We start from the raw sequence: 21,289 nt of genomic DNA, 5'->3' as shown, positions 1-21,289 counted from the left end.
CCCTCAATGAGCCATCGTCTGCTGACGGCTTTTCAAGTATTTCACCATGTGAACGGTTGTGCCTTTTCCCGGTTTGGAATGAATCATCACTTCATCCATGAAATTTTCCATGATCGTAAATCCCATGCCCGACCGTTCCAATTCCGGTTTAGATGTGTAAAGCGGTTGTCTGGCTTCGTTGATATCTTCAATGCCGATACCCTGATCGGAGATGGTGATGCTGACCTTTTGTCCCTCGATATCCGTCCGGATATAGATGATCCCATCCTCTTTTTCTTCATATCCGTGAATCACCGCATTGGTCACCGCTTCGGAAACCACCGTCTTGATCTCGGTCAATTCCTCCACCGTCGGATCCAATTGAGAGATAAACGAAGCCACCGTCACTCTGGCAAACGCTTCATTTTCCGAACGACTGCTGAATTTCAGTTCCATGAAATTTTTTCCTGTTTCGCTCATGACGCCACCCCGCAAGCTGAAATTGCATGCTTTTCATTTTCGTATGTAGGCAAAATTTTAAATAACCCCGACATTTCCATCAAGCGGTATACCGGCGGCTGAATGGAACAAAGAATCATTTTTCCCCCCAACTGGGAAACTTTTTTATAACGTCCCAAAATCACACCCAATCCTGAACTGTCCATAAATTCCAAACGGGCCAGATTCAACACCAGGTGGCGAAACTCCCCTTTTTCCAATTCCGCTTCAATCGAAGCACGCACTTTTTCGGCATGATGATGGTCAAGCTCTCCGGCCAGCCGGACAATCAAAACCTGACGGTCGGAATCCATTTGCAGGGATAAACTCATCTCTCCCGCCCCTTTCTTTTTTTCCCATATCTTCTATGATTTTTCGGCCCTTTCCTTCTGTCTGCAAAAAATAACCAAAAAATGAGGATTCCTGACAAGATTGTCCAGAATCCCCTTTTCTTTTACATCTGTGTATTCACATTATCCGGCAAAAAAAGCATTTCTTTCACACTTCGTTTCACAGAGGTCCAGAGATTTGCCTTTTGGATCTCCATGTTGCTGATCAAATTCCACTCGGCAACGACTTTTCCGTCCTTTACAATCTGCAATTTTCCAAGGCGGTCTCCTTTTTTGACGGGAGCCTTTAAATCCTCCCAAATCCATTTCTTTTGATAATCGCGGATGGATTCTCCTTTTTTTATCAACATGTCGATCGGCTGTTTGGCTTCAATGCGGATTTTGTCCGGATTTCCCTTATCGATCCGTTTTTCCGCGATCAAATCCCCTTTGTTGTAAATCCGTTGGCTTGTGTAATGGTTAAAGGCATGATCCAGCATCGAAGAAACTTCCTGGTTCCGCTTCTTGACATCCGGTTCTCCCATCACCACGGCGATAAACCGGAGATTGTTCCTTTTGGCCGTGGCCGTCAAGCAATATTTCGCTTCGGAAGTGAATCCGGTTTTCAGCCCGTCCATTCCCGGATAAAACCGGACCAATTTGTTGGTATTGACCAGCCAGAACGGTTTTTTCGAATCTTTCCTCAGGTAATCTTCGTACAGTCCCGTATAGTTGGTCACTTTGGGATAAGAGAGAAGTTCCCTGGACATCACGGCAATGTCATAAGCTGAAGAGTAATGGCGTGATGCCGGCAAGCCGTTGCAATTTTCAAAATGTGTATTTTTCAGTCCCAATTCCCTGGCTTTGTCATTCATCATTTTCACAAAACGCTCTTCCGTGCCTCCCAAATATTCCGCCAGTGCCACTGCCGCATCATTGGCTGATGAAATGGCCATCGCCTTAAACAAGTCATGGACGGTCATTTGTTCTCCCGGTTCGAGGAAAATCTGGCTCCCGCCCATGGAAGCGGCATGTTCACTGACACGCACCGGATCCGACCAGGAAATTTTCCCCTGATCGATCGCCTCCATGACCAGTAACATGGTCATCACTTTGGTGATGCTTGCAGGCGGCAACGGTTGATGGCTGTTTTTTTCGTACAACACTTTCCCCGTCCCGGCATCCAGCAAAATGGCAGAAACGGCTTCCGGCGCCAGATCGGTTTCCGACCCTTCGGCCGAAACCGGTTGTGACGGAATCAATGAAACGGCCATCAAGCCGAGCGGCAGAATTAAACAGCTGAGCTTTTTCAGCATTCCAATTCCCTCCCCAGTAGCAGTATCTATAGTTTGAACCATGAACCGGATAATTATGCCAAAAAAGAAAAGACTTTACCGCTAACAGCAGTAAAGTCTTTATCGATCATTGTTTTTTATTTTTTGGACACTTCCACAATCACTTCTTTTTCCCCTTTTTTCACTTTTTTCAAAGCGATTTCGATTCCGTAATGGGGCAGGATCTTGCCTCCGTCCGGATTAAACGGGCTGGTGTAGTCGTGTCCGTCATAAAACTTCGGAATTCCCGGCAACGAATCATATTTCATGTAGGCTCCGTTGAATTCGATATCAATGGGGGAAGTCTTTTTGAATCCGAAAGCCGCATCATTGATTTGATACCGGGTGTCCGCCACGGTTCCGTCATTCCAGTAATGCCCGCGTTGATGGGCGTCAACCACGCCGAGGAACCCTTCTCCCGGATGGAGGCCCGTCATGTTATCTTCTCCCCAGCGGGCATCATAAAACCAGACCACCATGCCGGGGTCATAACTCAACATGGTTTGTCCGCGGCGAAGATGTTTCAGGGCAAGGTCCATTCCATGATGGGTACGCCATTCCACCAGATAATATTGTTCAAAGGGAATTTTGGATCCGTCAAATACTTTGAACCCATCCAACGCGAATTTCGGATCCCCTTCCGCATCATCGGAAAAGACCGTTTTTCCGTCTGCGGTGACAGCAATATTGTCCACATAGAATCCTTCCATCATCAATCCGATATCCGTGACGTAATTAAATTCGATTTTGATTTTTTTGCCGGTATACGGGGTCAAGTCCAACTCTTCTTCAACCCACTTGCCGTTGGTGTCATCATCGTATTGCCGGATGGTTTCCTTTTGTCCGTCGGCATAAACATTGACATACAAGAAATCATAACCGGCCTCAATCTGACGCCACGATTCAAATTGCAATTTTGCTTCCGAAGCCTGCGTCAAATCAATCTCCGCCGATGTCAGCTTGGTGTTCAGCATATTCCCCTTGTCAGAGAAATACGATTTCTTTCCTTTGGGCTGGGTCGGCGGATCCACCAGTTGTTCCGGCAGGTTGATTTTCAGGACTTTTCCTTTGCTGGATTGCGCCACCGCTTCTTTTAACACCGCCGCTCTTTTTTTGTGCAGGCGGTCGTAATCAATGACCGTGGCGGTCGGCCAGGTTCCGCCGTAGGTTTCCTGGAAATACAGTTTCGCCCACGGGCTGAATCCGGTCGGTTCGGTGCCCGGGATTTTCCCCGTCCAACTGCCGTAGGACATTAAGGACCAGGCTTCGATCGGGGAACCGGCACCGGTATAGCCGGTGTCATATTCATCCGGCAATCCGAGATTATGGCCGTATTCATGGGCAAAAACACCGGCCGCACCGTCTTCCGGCTGAATGATATAGTCAAAAGCCTTTAAACGGGTTCCAGGAATCGGAACCGGCTCCGAACCGATCACCGACCGGTGGGACCAAATCGCGTCCTCACCCAAATCGCCGCCCCCTGCTTCTTCGCCTTCACCGGAATGGACAATGAACAGGTTGTCCAACAAACCGTCCGGTTCCATGACATTGCCGTCATTGTCGAGATCGTACGGATCCCGTTGGTCATACAAGTCCTCTTTCCCGGCAATTTGTTGGCCGACGGAAGCCAAGGTTTCCATCACCAACTCACGGGGCCGGGCATCTTTTAATTCATAATCCCCTTGATCCTGGTGTCCTCCATAATATTTCGCTTCATGCTTTGCTTGAACCCAAGAGGTCACTTCGCCAACCACATTCCAGTACCCGACGGATTGTTCAAGATAATACTGGCGCAGGGATGGAATTTTCTCCCCGTCATCCATGGTAAATCCATCGCGGTTGAACAACAGCTGTTCATAATGTTCCGGATTAAAATCTTTTACCCAAAACTGGTTCTCTTTCTTTTTGATGGAATTGTGCGTAAAATCAGGAAATTCAATCAAGGCCACCACCGCGCGGTCATTAAAAGATTGTTTGCTCTCTTTCAGTGCTTGCACGGTATTTTCATCGATTTTGCTGATTTTGTCGAATACTTTTTGCTGAATCTTTTTCTTCCCTTTGTATGCTTTTTCACCAAATTTGGAAGAAGTGTCGATCCCTTCGGTTTGGCTGAAAGGAACTCTTCCATCCATCACGTATTCTTTCACGGCTTGATTGATTTCCTCAGGGCTTGCATCCTGATCCAGTTTCCCCTTCTCTTTCAAATGCCGAATCAGTGCATTTTCATTCACCAATGACCAGTCAACCCGTGTTTCCGCTTCTTTTGCTTCCACTTTTTTCGTCCATCCCGCCACCGGCGACATGACGATGGATCCGAGCAAAAGTGAAGAAGAAAGAAGGGCAAACACCTTTTTCGTTTTCTTCATCGGTTTCCCCCTTTGATATAAACATAAAAACACATCTATTATTATAAATTATGTTAATTTTTTTTCAACATGGATCTACTCTGTTTATCCCAAAAAACACCATAAAAAAGATGAAACCATGAAAAACCATGGTTCCATCTCCTTCCCTTCCGATTAATCCAACTGTCGCAAAATCCCTTTCACCAGTTTGATAAATTTCCCTTTGACCCGGTTGCCGGTTTCGATCACTTCTTCATGCGAAAGCGGTTGTGGCAAAATGCCCGCCGCCATGTTTGAAATGCAAGAAATACCCAAAACCCGGATTCCCGCATGCCGGGCTGCAATCACTTCCGGCACCGTCGACATGCCGACCGCATCTCCGCCCAGTGTCCGAATCATGCGAATTTCGGCCGGAGTTTCATAAGACGGGCCCAACACGCCGGCATAAACGCCTTCCTGCAGGGAGAAGCCTTGTTCTTTCGCGACCTGATGGGCCAACTTGCGCAATTGTTCATCATAGGCCACCGACATATCCGGAAAGCGGTCGCCGAGTTCCGGATCATTCGGACCGACCAAAGGATTCCGGAACATCAGATTAATGTGGTCGCGGATCACCATCAAGTCCCCCGGTTCATAAGACTGGTTGACTCCTCCGGCCGCGTTGGTGACCAAAAGCGTTTCCACTCCCAGCTCTTTCATTACACGGATGGGGAACACCACCGAAGACGGGTCATGTCCTTCATACAAATGGAATCGTCCGGCCATGACCATCACATTTTTATTCTCCAATTTCCCGGAAATCAACTCTCCCGCATGCCCTTCCACCGTGGAAACCGGGAAATGCGGGATATCTTGATAACGACTGGTGACCGGTTCTTGAATTTCCTCGGCCAACACACCCAGTCCGGACCCCAAAATCAATCCGACCTGCGGCTTTTCCTTTATTTGTCCGCGAATTGATTCTGCGGCTTCTTTAATTTGTTCTTTCGTCACACTCACGGTTTCACCGACTCCTTTTATTTCAATTCTTTCAAAAAGCTTTTTCCGATTTTCGGCATGGCCACATCGAAGTTTTCTGCAATGGTGGCTCCCACATCTGCGAAACATTCCCGCACGCCCAACGATTGTCCGGGCTGGGCCAAACGTTTTCCATACACCCAAAGCGGCGTGTATTCCCGGGTGTGATCGGTTCCATGATGGGTTGGATCGTTACCGTGGTCAGCGGTGATGATCAATAAATCATCGTCTTGGAGCGAAGCCAAAATCTCCGGCACCCGCGCATCAAACTCTTCCAACGCTTGTTGGTAACCTTCCGGATCCCGGCGATGGCCATATTTGGCATCAAAGTCCACCAAATTCACAAACGCCAGTCCGTGAAAATCCTCTTTCATGATGTTGAGGAATTGATCCACGCCATCCATATTGGATTTGGTTTTGAGGGAATATGTAATTCCTTCACCGGCATAAATGTCGGAAATCTTCCCTATGGCAATCACATCTTTTCCCGCTTCTTTCAAATGGTTCAACACGGTTTTTTCCGGCGGTTTGACCGAATAGTCCCTGCGGTTGGCCGTCCGGGTGAAGTTTCCGGGTTGCCCCACAAACGGCCGGGCAATCACGCGAATGACGGAATATTTTTCATCCAGGGTCAATTCACGGGCGATTTCACAAATCCGGTACAATTCCTCCAGCGGCACCACTTCTTCATGGGCGGCAATCTGAAACACGCTGTCGGCAGAAGTATAGACAATCAAGGCCCCGGTTTTCATGTGCTCTTCGCCCAATTCTTTGATGATTTCCGTTCCGGAAGCCGGTTTGTTCCCGATCACTTTGCGTCCGGTTCTTTCCTCAAACGCTTGAATCAATTCCGCGGGAAATCCATCCGGATAGGTTTTAAAGGGCTTGTCCGTATAAATCCCCATAAACTCCCAGTGTCCGGTGGTTGTATCTTTTCCTCTGGAGATTTCTTTCATTTTCCCGTACCAGGCCCCCGGTTCGGCAACCGGTTCAATCCCTTTCAAAGTTTCGATATTTCCCAACCCGAGGCTTTGCAGATTCGGCATCTTGAGCCCGTCTCCGTATTCAGCAATATGCCCCAGCGTATGCGCACCTTCATCATTAAATTCACCGGCATCCGGCAAAGCCCCGATTCCGACACTGTCCAGTACAATCAAGGCGACACGTTTAAATCGATTCATCTCTTCATCTCCTTCCGATTCCCATTATAATCAATGAGAAAAAAAAAGAACGCCCACCGTTCTTTTTCATTCCCCCATCCAGTAAAACAAAAGCAACCGTTCTTTCATTTCTTCCAGCATGGATGGGGATTCATGGGTATCTATATTTTGTGCAATCACTTTCACCGCTCCGCCGGATGGCTCTTCATACAAAAAATCCGGTTGGAAATAAGGAGCCAGGATCATGAAAAGCTGATACAACAAAAGCGTAAATAAGGTAAATAATAACAAAAATTTCACCCATTGTTTTACCTTACGCAAAGAAATTACCATAAAAGATCGTCCCTTTTCAAACATTTTTATAAACATTATGTGAAAGACGATCTTTTATGACATCATACGGGAGCAGAACCTCCCTTTATCCCATCAACTCATCAAGCGGCGTATAAGGCAGGTTCAGGCTTTCCGCCACGGCTTTGTAGGTCACGTGCCCGCGGATCACGTTGACTCCTTTGGCAAGCGCCTTATTCTCTTTAATGGCCTGCTCCAACCCTTTATCGGCAATTTCCTTGGCATACGGCATGGTGACATTGGTCAAGGCCATGGTGGAAGTCCGGGGAACCGCACCGGGAATATTGGGAACGGCATAGTGTACCACCCCGTGTTTCTCATAAACGGGATTACTGTGTGTGGTAATCCGGTCGACCGTTTCGATGGATCCACCCTGGTCCACCGCCACGTCGACAATCACGGAACCTTCTTTCATCGTTTGCACCATCTCTTCCGTAACCAGCTTGGGTGCCCGTCTTCCCGGAATCAGAACCGCCCCGATCAATAAATCGGCCTGTTTGACGGCTTCGGCAATATTGAACCGGTTGGACATCAGCGTTTGAATCCGTTGTCCTGCAAACAAATCATCCAGCTGTCTGAGCCGTTCCGCATTAATGTCCAGGATCGTCACATTGGCGCCCATACCCAAGGCCATCTTGGCTGCTTGGGTTCCGACCGTTCCTCCTCCGATAATCACCACATTGCCAGGGGCCACACCGGGCACTCCGCCCAATAACACGCCTGCACCGCTTTGCGGTTTTTCCAAAAAGCGCGCTCCGATTTGCACAGACATCCGGCCGGCCACTTCACTCATCGGGGTTAAAAGCGGCAGGGACCCGTTATCCAATTGCACCGTTTCATAGGCAACGGCGGAAACTTTTTGATCCATCAGCGCCTTCGTCAATTCCGGCTCCGGCGCAAGATGCAAATAAGTAAATAAAATTAAATCCTCGCGAAAATATTGGAACTCCTCTTTCAACGGCTCTTTTACTTTTAAAATCATATCCGCTTTGCCCCACACATCGGCTGCGGAAGGAAGAATGTGGGCACCATGCTCCAAAAATTCTTCATCCTTGAATCCGCTGCCCTCGCCGGCGCCTGACTCCACCATGACTTCATGCCCGGCTTGCACCAAATGGTCGACACCTGCGGGCGTGATGGCGACACGATTCTCATTGTTTTTGATCTCCTTGGGAATTCCGACTTTCAAGATTCAACACCCTCCTTCGGTTTGATCTTCCATTTATAGGATGGAATATATCCCGGATTTTAAACATAAAAAAACGTGAGATCTTCACAGATCTCACGTCACTTTGGATCCCACCAGTTTTTTCAAGTTGGATACTTTTCCTTTACAACGATGGCAAATTCCATGGAATGTCAACCGATGATCCACAATCTGAAAATCAAAATCTTTCTCCACCTGTTCCTCAATCGGGCCTAACAAATCCTCCGTAATTTCATCGACTGTACCACAATGGAGACAGATGAGGTGATGGTGGTGATGTTCCGCCCCTTCAGCTCGAAATTCATATCGTGTTACACCATCTCCGAAATTCAACTTATGGATAATCTGCAATTCACTTAAAAGCTCCAGCGTCCGATACACGGTCGCCAACCCGATTTCCGGAGCTTTTTCCTTCACCAACAGGTAGACATCCTCCGCGCTCAAATGATCTTCCTCATTTTCCAAAAGCACACGGACCGTCGCTTCCCGTTGGGGGGTCAATTTATAGTTATGGGCGGATAATTGTTGTTTAATTTGATTCACCCGATCTTCCAATAACGACACCCCCCCTGTCTGTCTTACACCATTATATTTGACCAGAGCAGAGGAGTCAATCCAATCGAGAAATATTATCAGCTAATAATCATTTTAAATTAAAAATTCTGATTCAGAGTGATGTCGGTTGGCACAACCTCTTTCATCATCACCGGGGAAACATAAGCTTCAAAGGCGGAAGAAACCAACATGACCACCGCCATGCCCGTCACCAACAGCGAAAAAGAGACAAAATGCGGATAAATGGCTCCGCGGTGATGAATCAAACGATTTTTGATCAGGGTGATGGAAAACCGGATGCCGGCCATGGTGATGATAATCATCGAGGGAATGATCAGCAAATTTTGCGGCACAATGGAAACAAACGCAAACCACAGCCCCTGCCAGGACAATTTTGAAAAAAGAAACCCCACCGTAAACCCGATAACCAGGCCTTTTAAAAACAAGAGAACCAACAAAACAGGAATCCCGATGACCGACAATCCCAAAATCCACATCAAACCGATCGTTTTCAAATGGTCTCCCAAGGAATGTTGGAAAGCAACCTCCGGCTCGGCAATGGTCCCGTCTTTTAACCCCTGAAAGAAATATCCCAGATAATGCAGCAACCCTTCTTTCTGAGACGGATCCAGGGAGTTGACCAAAACGGCGCCAAAAATCACTCCCATCATAAACAGGGTCGTGACGAAAATATATAACGACTTTTGACTTTGAAAATGGGACCTGAGCGTATGCTCGAGGGGACCCGGTCTTCTTTTCATGTTTTCCGCCTCCTTTGTCCATCACTATGAAACTATGACGGACAAGGCCGAAATATACGAAAAGATTCTGTAGATTTGCCTGCTTCCGATTCATTTGCCCGAATCCCGGTTCCGCTCCGGCAACCCCTCTTCCCCCCACCAGCTTTCAATCACCCAGCCGTCTTTGGAACCACCGGCTGCCTCGGGATGGGTCCGGGTGGCTTTTAATCCCAACATTCCCCGTACGGGGCCGATCCAGAACAAAACCGCCAGACCAAATATGATCAAAGTCATGCCAATCTCCCGGACCGGGTCCCCAAATGACGGATAAATCAGAAATTGATAAATAAATATACAGATCAAACCATAGTAAAGGATAAAAAAGACAGCCCAAATCCCTTTAAAGCAAGCAATGAAAACCGATAATTTTTTGTTTCGGAGAAGGAAAATCAATCCTTTGAACAAGATTAAAAGAATCACACATACAAGAACCCACGACCCGCTCATTTTCAACAACTTCTGAGACCAATCCAAATAAGCCATTCCCATCACTCCAAATTCCATTCCAATCCCTTCTTCACCTTTCATCGCTCAGACAAAACCGGTGCAGATGTTAAATCCATTATACTACGATCTCCTTCTAATAAAAAAAGCCGGCCACCATTTATGTGGTCAGCTTGGTTTCACCCGTCCGTATATGCCTCCCCCTCCTTCTTCGAAAGCCAGTTTTTGTTCCCGGGCCATGAGAATGTGACGGGCGATGTGACTCCCCGCCACGCGTTCAATCGCTTCGACGGGAACTTCATGAAGAATGTTCATTTCGGTGCCAAATGCATCCAGCAGTTTTTCCAGTGTCCTTTTCCCCAGTTTCGGAATAAATTCCAAGGGAACTTGATATTGGTACGGAGGACGGAATGACGGATGGCGGCAGGATTGGTCACTGATTTCCAAAATCCGGTCCAAAACGCCTTTGACTCTTTTTTTGCTTCCGCAATGCAGGCAAACCGGCGTTTCCTCATGAGTCCAAAGCTCACCGCACTCCAAACACCGGGTCCGGTAATATTTTCCCAGCCGCGGGTTCAACCCGTAGTTTTTAAGGATTTTGCGGCCGTCCGTCCCGTTCAACGCCTTGCGGAATTCTTCAAAACTGGCTTCTTTCACCAAAAGCTGGTTGTACTCCCGTCCGATTTTGGGCAGGGAGTGCGCATCCGAATTCGTTAAAAACGGAAATGCATTCAACTCCGAAATCCGGTCCGCCAATTCTGAGTCGGAGCTCAGCCCCAATTCGACCGCAGCCACTTTCTTCAAATCAAAAAGCTCTCCCATGGAATCGGCGGCACTGCCGTAAATGCTTTTAAACGGCGTAAAAATGTGAGCGGGAATGAACAGCCCGTCCAGCTCTTCCACTTTTTCCTGCAACTCTGAAACCGGCTGATAAAGCCTTTGGGTGCTCAACCGGACGTTTTTCATCGACTTTTTCAGCCAAGCCGTCAATTGCTGCATCTTCTCCAATGTCTTGACAAACACCAGCACATGGGCCGGGCCCGCGCCCGGTTCCCGGATCTCAATTTCGGCTCCGAGCAAACAGGTCGTCTCTTTGTAAACGATGCCCCCGTCCGGATGCTCCCGGAAACATCCGGATCGAAGCCCGTCGAGAATATCCTCCTGCACTGGCGGGGACTGGCTGTCAATCACGCCGATCATGCCGAGCCCCTTGCGATGGTGTGCCTCTTTGACGATGTTTTCAAAGGTCATGTTTCGGGCCGCGGTAATCTTTACCGGATGATTGCGGCTGGTTCTCCCGATATGAATATGAAAATCGGCATAAAGGGTCTTCAGTTCACTCATTGCCGGCTTCCACCCGGTTTTTCCAATAATAAACGGCAAAAATCGTTTTGGCGTCGCAGATTTCTCCGTTTTCAATCCGCTTGAAACATTCTTCCATGGTCAGCTCGACCAGCTCCACAAATTCGTCTTCATCCGGATTGCGGGTTCCTTTTTGCAGCCCGGTTGCCCAGTACAAATGGATTTTCTCATCCGCAAAACCGGGGGAGGTGTAAAACGAGACCACTTCTTCCAGACGGCCGGCCTGGTAACCGGTTTCTTCCTCCAACTCCCGCCGGGCACTGTCCATCGGATCTTCGCCTTTTTCCAGCTTTCCCGCCGGTATTTCCAAAATCGTTTTTTCCAACGCTTTGCGGAATTGCCGTACAAGCACGAGCTTGTCTTCTTCAGTGAGCGCCATGACCGCCACGGCGCCGGGGTGTGTCACAATTTCCCGTTTGGAGACGTTTCCGTTGGGAAGCAGGACATCATCCACTTGTAAATCAATCACTTTTCCGGTGAATATTTTTTGGGTGGCAATCGTCTTTTCTTCCAAATTTTGTTTCATGACCAGTCACTCCTGTTTGGGATGTCCACTCCATTATAACGCAGGAAACCGGATCAAAAAAAAGAAAACAGCCCAACCGGGCCGGTCTGTGGCTGTCAGCCGTTTACATATAAAATTTCAATTTATTTAACACCCATTCATAATGATCTTTGTCAAGGCCCGGGGCAAACTCTTCCGGTTTTTTCTCCAAATCCGGCACAGGGGCTCCTTTCGGCGTTCCCTTCACCACACGGAGCGGTGCACCCGTTTCCGGATTTTCCCCTCTCCAGATCTTGTCGATGTCACGGTAGTCATGGTCACTCCAAGTGTAAAGAATGTTGTCCAGTCCTTGTTCAATGTATTTTCTGGCATGATCAAATTTGGAGTTGTCAAGACTCGGAATGGGCAGCATACGGGTCACATCGACACCGGTCAGGATTTCGAGCGCCTTGGCATAGGCAACGATATGCACACCTCCCCGCACCAAAAGATAACCGATCATCTCCCGGGCCACCGGTGCATCGGTCATTTCATAAACCCTCATTTTGTGGGTGCGGGCACCGATCTCCAAGAAAAAGTTGTGCAGAAAATCTTCAATCAAATTGCCGCTGTTAAACACATAAGTTCCGTTCCATGGATTGCCCATCGAATCGGCAGGAAACGAAGTCTGAGCCGTTGCGATAAAGTAATAGGAATTTCGGGCATCCAGCCCGTTTCTTAACGGGGTGGTGTCCGGATCCCCCGGACGGGTAAGGCCGGTGGATAATAAATTGATGGCCGCACTGACAAGTTCCACATGGCCGAATTCCTCGGCCGTAATGCTGGCAACCAGATCGTAAAAGGGTTTCAGTTTCTTTTTGGAACGAAAATTGAAAGATTGGAACATATAGTTGTTCAGGGTGGACATTTCCCCGAAACGTCCGCCGAGCAATTCCTGAACAGCTGCCGCCGCATTGGCATCCCCGTGTTCGGGTACGGGCAATTCGATCAACATCCGGTTCAACCGCTTAAACATCTTTTCCCCTCCCTTGGTACATGCATCAGAAACCGGATTTAATTTCAGGACCTGTCATCAATAAGGCAGCGGAGGAGACATCGGTTGTCTTTTGCTTTTGGTAACCGGCACGACCCAAAGGATTTGTTGCATGCGAATAAAAAAAGGAGCCCCGCCGGATTGAACCACGACATGATCACTTTGAACATGTGTGAGCCTTCCTGTTACACTGCCGCGGATTGTTTGCACGGAAACCTTCCGTCTCATGAACGGATACAAGCTGGAATGGAAGGTGGCATCATACATGCTCCCGCAGGGTGACCAAGGGTGCATTGAAATCCCTCCTTATGATCTGAGGAAACTTCCTCTTGATAACAGCAAACCGAAGAAGCAACTGTCCCTTTCAAACCCGTTCAGCAAACCAGATTATGCGGAGAAAGAACCTCCGTAAAAGTATATATGCATCCGGATTCCCAATATAAATTGTCCAATCAAATTGCATATGTTTTCCGCCTAAATGTTTGCACCCTCCATGGCTGATCCCCGGCTTTTTTTCTCCTTCCGCGCCGGTCTTTGAAGCACCGGCGGATGTATAAGTTCACTTGCACTGACGTAAAAAAGAATTAAACACTTTGTTACCGGAGGCGTGCAAGATGGAATTCAAAGCCGGTTCGCACGGCATTCTTTTGACGGGAACCGCCGGGCAAATCCGTTCCTGTTTAAAGAAAATGGCCGTCCATCCATTAACGGTCAAGCAATATCTTGAAAAATGCCATCCCCAACATCCCTATTTAGTCAAAATGAAATAATTGTTAAAATAAATCCGGATACTTTTTGCACAGGAGGATCCGGACATGAAAACCATCCTTCAAAAAGCGCTCCGCCAACTTTTGGATGAAAAGGATCCCCCCGTAATTCACCCGGTTTCCGGCGGGAGCATCAATCAAACCTTCCGGATCGACACGGCAAAGCGGTCTTATTTCGTCAAAATCAACCGCCCGGTTCCGGAAACCTTTTTCCAAAAGGAAATCAACGGATTAAACGCGATTAAAGAGACAAACACCTTATCCGTTCCTGACGTTTACGGAGCCTTCCATGAAAAAGAAACCCAAACTGCCCTGCTCCTGTTGGAATGGATTGAAGGAACCGAAACCCCGGAGACCATTCCACAGCTGGGAAGAGGACTGGCCCGTCTTCATCAGGTGCGCGGACAAGCCTTCGGATTTCATGAAGACAATTTGATCGGAACTCTCCCGCAACAAAATGCCTGGATGACCGACTGGCTCTCCTTTTATCGCGATCAACGCTTAAAAGTTCAATATGAATTGGGAATAAAACGGCACACAATCACCGGAACACGAAGAAAAAAACTGGAAGCGCTGATGAATCAACTGGAACGTTGGATTCCGGGGCAAGTGCAACCTTCACTGATCCATGGCGATTTATGGGGTGGCAATTGGATCACCGGCCCGGACGGCTCTCCCTTTTTGATTGATCCGGCCGTCTTCTTTGCCCATCATGAACTGGAAATCGCGTTTACGGAATTATTCGGGGGATTTCCTGCATCTTTTTATGATTACTATCAAGAAGTTTACCCGCTTTCTCCATCCTATCCGGAGCGGAAACCGCTCTATCAATTGTATTATTTATTGGTTCACTTGAATGTGTTCGGTGAATCTTACGGCCGTTCGGTGGACCGCATTTTAAACCGGTACGTCGGGTGACTTCCCGTGATGAAAAGAGGGGATCAGTCAAATGAAACATTTTTCACAGGACAGCAAGGAATTCTTGTTTAGTGAATTGGAAAAAGTCCGCCAATGGGAAAAAGATCAAAAAGATTTGTGGTTTTGGGAAAAAATCGGACGGCTCCCTTTTACGCTGCTGGATAAAATCACGCCTCAAGCCGTCCATCACGTGCTGGGGAAATTTTTTGATGAATTGGGGAGTTATATCCAAACCGGCGGTGAGTATTTGATTCAGGAACACCAAACCGTGTCAGACATCGCCGCGAAAGCGGGAAAGCCCGGTTCATCCCTTTCACCGGAAGAAATCGGTCAACTCCCGTTATCCCTGTTAAACGAGGTTGCCGAAACCGCCGTGCAAAAACATAAGCAACTCGCCACCATGCAAGGGGCCACCACCGGATTTGGCGGAATCTTCACTCTGGCCATTGACATTCCCGCTTTGCTCGGCATTTCACTCCACGCCCTGCAAGAAATGGCCATAATTTACGGGTATCAACCCAAAGAAAAATCAGAACGAATCTTTATAGTCAAATGTTTGCAGTTTGCTTCCGCCGACTATGTCGGCAAACAATCCATTCTCAAACAGCTTGCAGAAACCGGTTCCGAAAAAAGCCAACGGGAAGCCATTTCCGAATTTCAGGGATGGCGGGAAGTGATTGCAACGTACCGTGACAATTTCGGTTGGAAAAAACTTTTTCAAATCGTGCCGGTCATCGGCATTCTTTTCGGAGCCTTCATCAACCGGTCCACGGTCGAAGAAGTGGCGGAAGCCGGCATGATGTTATACCGCAAACGACGGATCATGGATAAATTAAAAAAACTGGATTCAAACTTCCGCACCGACACGTCATCCTGATTTTTCGCGACCGGGGCACCGGGGATTGCATGCATAGTTTCCGAAGAAAAACCGCAAACTGATGTATGTGTCCAAAAAAGAAAGAACCCCCCGGCCGGGGTTCTTATGATTGAATACCTTGCGGCACCGGAACTTTGGCGCACTCCTGAACCAATGCCACAACCAGTTCGGCTGCTTTGATCAATTCCTGAACCGGCATCCGTTCACTGGTGGTATGGATGTTTTCGTAACCGATTCCCAGATTCACTGTCGGGATGTTGTATCCGGCGATGACATTGGCATCACTTCCTCCGCCGCTCACATCCAATTTCGGTTTCCGGCCGACCCGTTCCACCGCCGCCATGGCTTTTTGCACGACCAAATCTTCCTCAGTGAATTTAAATGAGGGATAAAGCACCTTTGTTTCGACTTCGGCACGGGCCCCGAGCTCGTCTGCCGCTTCTTTAAATGCCTGGACCATATGCTTGACTTGTGCTTTTAATTTGATGTCATTGCGACTGCGGGCTTCGGCAATGATCTCCACTTTTTCCGGAACCACATTGCTGGCCGTCCCGCCGTGAAATGAACCGATATTGGCGGTGGTTTCACTGTCGATCCGGCCCAGGCGCATTTTGGAAATCGCCCGGCTGGCCACCTGGATAGCGCTGATTCCGTCTTCCGGATTCACTCCGGCGTGAGCCGCTTTTCCGTAAATCGTCGCAATGATTTTCACTTGGGACGGGGCGGAAGTGATGATTTCGCCCACCGGTCCGTTGGAATCGAGGGCAAAACCGAAATCGGCATCCACCAAACTCAAGTCTAAATGGCGCGAACCGATTAATCCCGATTCTTCGCCGGCGGTAATGATAAATTGAATTTTTCCGTGCGGGATGTTTTGTTCCTTCATCAGGCGGATTCCTTCCATCAACGCTGCCAGTCCCGCTTTGTCGTCGCTTCCCAAAATCGTCGTTCCATCCGATTGGATATATCCATCTTTCATGACAGGCCGAATCCCTTTTCCGGGGGCAACGGTATCCATGTGGCAGGTAAAATAGATTTTCGGTGCATCTTCCAACGTTCCGTCTAACGTTGCCACGATATTTCCGGCACCGTGTCCGGTTTTTTCGTTGGAATGATCCTCTTTCACATCAAAACCGAGGTTGGTCAACTTCTCCTTCAATAAATCACAAATAACCCGTTCATCCCCTGTTTCACTGTCCGTTGTGACAAGTTCAATGAATTCATCAATCAGCCGTTGTTGGTTAACCAATGGTAATCCTTCCTCCATTCGATGCAAAAAATTTTTTCTTATTGTAACACCATCATTTAGAATTGGATAACAAAAATTGGTACAAGCTCCATTTTTCGAGCCATATTTTATCATACCACTTTCTTATTTTTTTCACCTCCTTATTCCCCTATCATCCCCTTTTCCCATTTTTTTCATCCGGATCAAAAATATTGCCTCAAGGAAAAAGTGGAAACCCTTTCGGATTCCCACTTTTCGCATCCTTCTCCTGGCCTTACAACGGAATATTCCCGTGCTTTTTGGCCGGGCGGCTTTCTTTTTTGTTTTCCAACATCTTTAAAGCTTGTTTTAATTTCTGTCTGGTTTCCCGCGGATCGATGACATCATCCACCATGCCGTGGCTGGCCGCAATGTAAGGATTGGAAAACTTCTCTTTGTATTCCCGGATTTTTTCCTGCCGGGTTTGTTCCGGATTTTCGCTCTCTTGGATTGTGCGGGAAAAAATAATGTTGGCCGCTCCTTCCGCCCCCATGACGGCAATTTCCGCACTCGGCCAGGCAAATACCAGATCCGCGCCGATCGCCTTGCTGTTTAAGGCCACATAAGCCCCTCCGAAAGCTTTGCGCAAAATGACCGTGATTTTGGGGACAGTTGCTTCGGAGTAAGCATATAAAATTTTGGCTCCATGCCGGATAATCCCGCGATGCTCCTGGTTGACCCCCGGGAAAAAGCCGGTCACATCCTCAAAGGTGATGATGGGGATGTTAAAGCTGTCGCAAAACCGGATAAACCGGCTTAATTTATCTGATGAATCGATATCCAGACTGCCTGCCATCACTTTGGGCTGATTGGCGGCAATTCCCACCGTCCGGCCGGCAATGCGGCCGAAACCAACCACCAGATTGCGCGCGAATGATTCATGGACTTCCATAAAATCGCCGCCATCGACGATGTATTCAATCACTTTCCGGACATCATACACTTTGGTCTCTTCCACCGGGACGATCTCCGCCAGTTCTTCAATCCAGTCATCCTCATCCTGGTACGGAACCACAGGCGGTTTTTCGCGGTGGTTTTGCGGGAGAAACTGCATGAGGCGGCGGACCTGCTCCAAAACTTCCGGCTCGCTCGGCGCGGTGAAATGGGCATTTCCGCTCACACCGGCATGCACTTTCGCCCCGCCCAGTGCTTCCGGACTGATTTGTTCTCTGGTGACGGCTTCAATCACTTTTGGTCCGGTAATAAACATTTGGCTGGTTTTTTCCACCATAAACACAAAATCGGTAATGGCCGGCGAGTAGACGGCCCCTCCGGCGCAAGGCCCCATTATGACTGAAATCTGGGGAATCACCCCGGAATAAATGGAATTGCGATAAAAAATATGGCCGTATCCATCCAGCGAAACCACGCCTTCCTGAATCCTTGCCCCTCCCGAGTCATTCAAGCCGATGACCGGGGCCCCGTTCTTGGCGGCCAAATCCATCAAGCGCGCAATTTTGAGTGCATGCATTTCGCCCAATGCCCCGCCAAATACGGTAAAATCCTGGGCAAAGACATAAACGTCCCGTCCGTGAATTTTTCCGTAACCGGTCACCACCCCTTCCCCCGGTGCTTGTTTTTGATCCATGCCAAAATGCACCGCCCGGTGTTCCACAAACGTGTTCAACTCGACAAAACTGTCATCATCCAGCAGCAAATCAATCCGTTCGCGGGCCGTTAATTTCCCCTTGTCATGTTGGGACCGGATCTTTTTTTCCCCGCCGCCCATTTCCACTTTGCGGCGCTTTTCATAAAGCTGGTCAATCTTTTGGTACATATTCATGGTGGTTTACTCCTCTCTTTCTCGAGGTTCACAAAGCTCGTATAATACACCGCCGGTTGCTTTCGGATGCAAAAAAGAGATATTCATTTGATGGGCTCCGGGTTTCGGCTGTTCATGAATCAACCGGATCCCTTTCTCTTTTAATTCCGACAGCCGCTGATTTAAATTACTGACCTCCAGGGCGATGTGATGAATCCCTTCCCCTTTCTTTTGCAAATATTTGTAAATTGCGCTGCTTTCTGACAATGGTTCCAATAATTCAATCCGGCTTTCTCCGATCTTAAAAAAAGCCACGCGAACCTGCTCGCTGTCCACCACTTCTTCCCCTTCGTATTCCAACCCGAAAATATCCCGGTACAAAGGAACGGCTTCCTTCAGACTGCGAACGGCAATTCCGATATGGCTGATTTTTTTGGTTTTCCCTTCACTCATGCTGTTGACGCTCCTTTTCGGCAACCAGTTTCCGGATAAAATCCGCTGTCTGTTTCGTCGGGGTCCCCGGTGTAAACACTTCGGCAATGCCTTGCTGTTTCAAAAACTCCACATCTTTTTGCGGGATCACCCCGCCTGCAATGACCGGAATATCTCCAGCGCCTTGTTCTTTTAACAGACGCACCACTTCGGGAAACAATTCGTTATGAGCCCCCGACAAACAAGACAAGCCGACGACATCCACGTCTTCTTGAATCGCCTGGGCAACAATCTGCTCCGGCGTTTGGCGCAAACCGGTATAAATCACTTCCATCCCTTCGTCTCTCAACGCTTGTGCAATAATGAGCGCCCCCCGGTCATGGCCGTCCAACCCGGGTTTGGCGATCAACACACGAATCGTCCGCTTCATTTCAATTTCCCCCTTTTTATCCCGCTCGGTATTCGCCAAAAACTTCCCGCAACACATGACAAATCTCGCCGATCGTACAATACGCTTTGACGGCGTTCAGAATATGAGGCATCAGGTTTTCCGTCCCTTGCGCCGCTTTTTTCAACCGGTTTAACTTTTCCTCCACTTCCATTGCGTTCCGTTTGGCTTTTAATTCCCTCAATTGTTCCACTTGTTGTTTGGCAATGGCCGGATCCACCCGCAACAATTGTGGTTCGGTTTCTTGTTCCAACCGGTAACGGTTCACACCGACCACCACTTGTTTGCCGGACTCGATTTCTCTTTGGGTGGACAAGGCAGCCCGATGGATTTCCTGCTGCATGTACCCTTCCTCCACGGCACGGACCGCCCCGCCCATTTTGTCAATTTTTTCAATATAGCGCCAAGCTTCTTTTTCGATCCGGTCGGTTAACGCTTCGATATAATACGATCCTCCGAGCGGATCCACCGTGTCGGCAACACCGCTTTCATGCGCAATGATCTGCTGTGTCCGCAAGGCGATTCTTGCCGACTCTTCCGTGGGCAGGGCCAATGCTTCATCCCGGGAGTTGGTGTGTAAACTTTGGGTTCCGCCCAGAACCGCCGCCAATGCTTGCAAGGTCACCCGCACAATGTTGTTGTCCGGTTGTTGGGCCGTCAGCGTGGATCCACCTGTTTGCGTATGGAAACGCAATTGTAACGAGCGCTCGTTCGACGCGTTGAAACGCTCTTTCATAATTTTGGCCCAAATGCGCCGGGCTGCACGGAATTTGGCAATTTCCTCAAAAAAGTGGTTATGCGCATTGAAGAAAAAGGACAAACGGGGTGCAAACTGATCCACTTCCAAACCCGCTTCCAGTGCGGCTTCCACGTAAGCGATGCCGTCGGACAAAGTGAATGCAATCTCCTGAACCGCAGTGGAACCGGCCTCCCGGATGTGATATCCGCTGATGCTGATGGTATTCCACTTGGGAACATGTTCCGCACAATATTGGAACACATCCGTAATCAAGCGCATGGACGGTTTCGGCGGGAAGATGTAAGTTCCACGGGCAATATATTCTTTCAAAATATCATTTTGAATGGTTCCTCTCAGCTTTTCGGAAGGCACTCCTTGTTTTTCCGCAACGGCAATGTACATCGCCAGCAATACGCTGGCCGGTGCATTGATGGTCATGGAAGTGCTGACCTGATCCAACGGGATGCCCGCAAACAACCTTTCCATGTCCTTCAGGGAGTCAATGGCCACCCCGACTTTCCCCACTTCCCCTTGCGACATGGGATCATCCGAATCATAGCCGATCTGGGTGGGAAGGTCGAAAGCGACACTGAGTCCGGTTTGCCCCTGTTCCAACAGATAACGAAACCGTTTGTTGGTTTCTCCGGCGGACCCGAAACCGGCGTATTGCCGCATGGTCCAAAGCCGGCTGCGATACATGGTGGGATAAATCCCGCGTGTATAGGGAAACTCTCCCGGCAACCCCGGATCTTCCGGTACATCCGCTTCTGTATAAAGGCGTTTCACTTCAATCTCCGAGGATGTATGAAATTTCTCTTTTCTTTCCGGCGTTTTTTGGAGGAGCCGATCGGTTTTTTCTTGCCAAATTTTCAATTTTTCTTGCTTGGATGATTTATTCATTATTGACAGTCTCCTCTCAAGATATGATAAAACGCTTTCACTTCTTAATATAACAAATATTTATCATCTTTGAATGATTTTTTACGATCGGAAAGAACATGGACATTGGTGACAATGTTGGTTACAATGTAACCTGAGGTAAATTATTTTACAAACGGCCTGAGTTCAAGCCAGGTTTACTTCATTGTTACTCTGGTTGCAGCTTCCATTTGCACCAGTATGTTTTAATTCTGATTTCCATATACTAACGGTTAATGAAT

23 protein-coding genes are annotated in these 21,289 nt (G+C 48.3%); 3 read left to right on the top strand and 20 right to left on the bottom strand.

From position 1 onward, the window contains the following. Positions 1-3 precede the first annotated feature (3 nt). From spoIIAB to H1R82_RS04260, 15 genes are all read right to left on the bottom strand, one after another. Complete coding sequence (gene spoIIAB, locus H1R82_RS04330; protein WP_181731645.1) at positions 4-459, bottom strand: anti-sigma F factor; 456 nt, start codon at positions 457-459, stop codon at positions 4-6. Further along, a complete protein-coding gene (gene spoIIAA, locus H1R82_RS04325) occupies positions 456-809 on the bottom strand; it encodes an anti-sigma F factor antagonist (RefSeq protein WP_037997504.1) in 354 nt (117 codons plus the stop codon). Before spoIIAA ends, spoIIAB begins: the two co-directional genes overlap by 4 nt. Positions 810-931: 122 nt before the next feature. Continuing rightward, on the bottom strand, positions 932-2,122 hold the full coding sequence (locus H1R82_RS04320) for a D-alanyl-D-alanine carboxypeptidase family protein (RefSeq protein WP_181731646.1): 1,191 nt from the start codon (positions 2,120-2,122) through the stop codon (positions 932-934). A 116-nt stretch (positions 2,123-2,238) separates the two neighbouring features. Continuing rightward, positions 2,239-4,506: an immune inhibitor A domain-containing protein gene (locus H1R82_RS04315; protein WP_181731647.1), complete on the bottom strand. Its 2,268-nt coding sequence runs from the start codon at positions 4,504-4,506 to the stop codon at positions 2,239-2,241. 153 nt (positions 4,507-4,659) lie between these two features. Then, entirely contained in the window at positions 4,660-5,484 is an 825-nt protein-coding gene (locus tag H1R82_RS04310; protein ID WP_309544789.1) for a purine-nucleoside phosphorylase, read from the bottom strand. Positions 5,485-5,501: 17 nt separating this feature from the next. Then, the gene (gene deoB / locus H1R82_RS04305) at positions 5,502-6,683 is read right to left on the bottom strand and encodes a phosphopentomutase (RefSeq protein ID WP_181731649.1); all 1,182 of its coding nucleotides are present in this window, start codon (positions 6,681-6,683) and stop codon (positions 5,502-5,504) included. A gap of 66 nt (positions 6,684-6,749) precedes the next feature. Beyond that, the gene (locus H1R82_RS04300) at positions 6,750-6,995 is read right to left on the bottom strand and encodes a DUF4227 family protein (protein WP_181731650.1); all 246 of its coding nucleotides are present in this window, start codon (positions 6,993-6,995) and stop codon (positions 6,750-6,752) included. A gap of 85 nt (positions 6,996-7,080) precedes the next feature. After that, entirely contained in the window at positions 7,081-8,202 is a 1,122-nt protein-coding gene (gene ald, locus H1R82_RS04295) for an alanine dehydrogenase (protein WP_181731651.1), read from the bottom strand. A 93-nt stretch (positions 8,203-8,295) separates the two neighbouring features. After that, positions 8,296-8,775, bottom strand: a complete 480-nt coding sequence (gene fur / locus H1R82_RS04290) for a ferric iron uptake transcriptional regulator (RefSeq protein ID WP_037997491.1) — start codon at positions 8,773-8,775, stop codon at positions 8,296-8,298. 98 nt (positions 8,776-8,873) lie between these two features. Next, positions 8,874-9,536, bottom strand: a complete 663-nt coding sequence (gene spoIIM / locus H1R82_RS04285; RefSeq protein WP_181731652.1) for a stage II sporulation protein M — start codon at positions 9,534-9,536, stop codon at positions 8,874-8,876. 90 nt (positions 9,537-9,626) lie between these two features. Beyond that, on the bottom strand, positions 9,627-10,079 hold the full coding sequence (locus H1R82_RS04280; protein WP_181731653.1) for a hypothetical protein: 453 nt from the start codon (positions 10,077-10,079) through the stop codon (positions 9,627-9,629). A gap of 108 nt (positions 10,080-10,187) precedes the next feature. Beyond that, positions 10,188-11,363, bottom strand: coding sequence for an endonuclease Q family protein (locus tag H1R82_RS04275; RefSeq protein WP_181731654.1), 1,176 nt, complete (start codon positions 11,361-11,363; stop codon positions 10,188-10,190). Beyond that, complete coding sequence (locus H1R82_RS04270; RefSeq protein ID WP_181731655.1) at positions 11,356-11,907, bottom strand: NUDIX hydrolase; 552 nt, start codon at positions 11,905-11,907, stop codon at positions 11,356-11,358. Before H1R82_RS04270 ends, H1R82_RS04275 begins: the two co-directional genes overlap by 8 nt. 103 nt (positions 11,908-12,010) lie before the next feature. Further along, on the bottom strand, positions 12,011-12,901 hold the full coding sequence (locus tag H1R82_RS04265) for a manganese catalase family protein (protein WP_181731656.1): 891 nt from the start codon (positions 12,899-12,901) through the stop codon (positions 12,011-12,013). A 57-nt stretch (positions 12,902-12,958) separates the two neighbouring features. After that, a complete protein-coding gene (locus H1R82_RS04260; RefSeq protein ID WP_232333871.1) occupies positions 12,959-13,213 on the bottom strand; it encodes a DUF2642 domain-containing protein in 255 nt (84 codons plus the stop codon). A gap of 320 nt (positions 13,214-13,533) precedes the next feature. Here H1R82_RS04260 and H1R82_RS04255 point away from each other — a divergent pair, with 320 nt between their 5' ends. Genes H1R82_RS04255 through H1R82_RS04245 form a run of 3 tightly spaced genes read left to right on the top strand, consistent with a single transcriptional unit; the run spans position 13,534 to position 15,481 of the window. After that, positions 13,534-13,689, top strand: coding sequence for a Z-ring formation inhibitor MciZ (locus tag H1R82_RS04255; RefSeq protein WP_181731657.1), 156 nt, complete (start codon positions 13,534-13,536; stop codon positions 13,687-13,689). Between the two features lie 45 nt (positions 13,690-13,734). Then, positions 13,735-14,604 carry a fructosamine kinase family protein gene (locus tag H1R82_RS04250; RefSeq protein ID WP_181731658.1) on the top strand — a complete coding sequence of 290 codons (870 nt, stop codon included), beginning with the start codon at positions 13,735-13,737 and terminating at the stop codon, positions 14,602-14,604. Between the two features lie 31 nt (positions 14,605-14,635). Continuing rightward, positions 14,636-15,481, top strand: coding sequence for an EcsC family protein (locus H1R82_RS04245; protein WP_181731659.1), 846 nt, complete (start codon positions 14,636-14,638; stop codon positions 15,479-15,481). Positions 15,482-15,584: 103 nt separating this feature from the next. Here the strand turns inward: H1R82_RS04245 and H1R82_RS04240 are convergent, their stop codons facing one another. The 5 genes from H1R82_RS04240 to H1R82_RS04220 form a co-directional block, all read right to left on the bottom strand. Beyond that, on the bottom strand, positions 15,585-16,730 hold the full coding sequence (locus tag H1R82_RS04240) for a M20/M25/M40 family metallo-hydrolase (protein WP_181731660.1): 1,146 nt from the start codon (positions 16,728-16,730) through the stop codon (positions 15,585-15,587). Positions 16,731-16,983: 253 nt separating this feature from the next. Continuing rightward, on the bottom strand, positions 16,984-18,531 hold the full coding sequence (locus H1R82_RS04235; RefSeq protein WP_508613968.1) for an acyl-CoA carboxylase subunit beta: 1,548 nt from the start codon (positions 18,529-18,531) through the stop codon (positions 16,984-16,986). Between the two features lie 6 nt (positions 18,532-18,537). Further along, the gene (mce, locus tag H1R82_RS04230; protein ID WP_181731661.1) at positions 18,538-18,963 is read right to left on the bottom strand and encodes a methylmalonyl-CoA epimerase; all 426 of its coding nucleotides are present in this window, start codon (positions 18,961-18,963) and stop codon (positions 18,538-18,540) included. Then, entirely contained in the window at positions 18,956-19,372 is a 417-nt protein-coding gene (locus H1R82_RS04225; protein ID WP_181731662.1) for a cobalamin B12-binding domain-containing protein, read from the bottom strand. The genes mce and H1R82_RS04225 overlap by 8 nt, the downstream gene beginning before the upstream one ends. A gap of 16 nt (positions 19,373-19,388) precedes the next feature. Continuing rightward, a complete protein-coding gene (locus H1R82_RS04220; RefSeq protein ID WP_181731663.1) occupies positions 19,389-21,029 on the bottom strand; it encodes an acyl-CoA mutase large subunit family protein in 1,641 nt (546 codons plus the stop codon). Positions 21,030-21,289 lie beyond the last annotated feature (260 nt).

The organism is Thermoactinomyces intermedius (assembly GCF_013912365.1).
Taxonomy (GTDB): Bacteria; Bacillota; Bacilli; order Thermoactinomycetales; family Thermoactinomycetaceae; genus Thermoactinomyces; species Thermoactinomyces intermedius.
The sequence above is the reverse complement of the archived record's forward strand: the minus strand, read 5'-3'. Positions and strand labels throughout refer to the sequence as shown.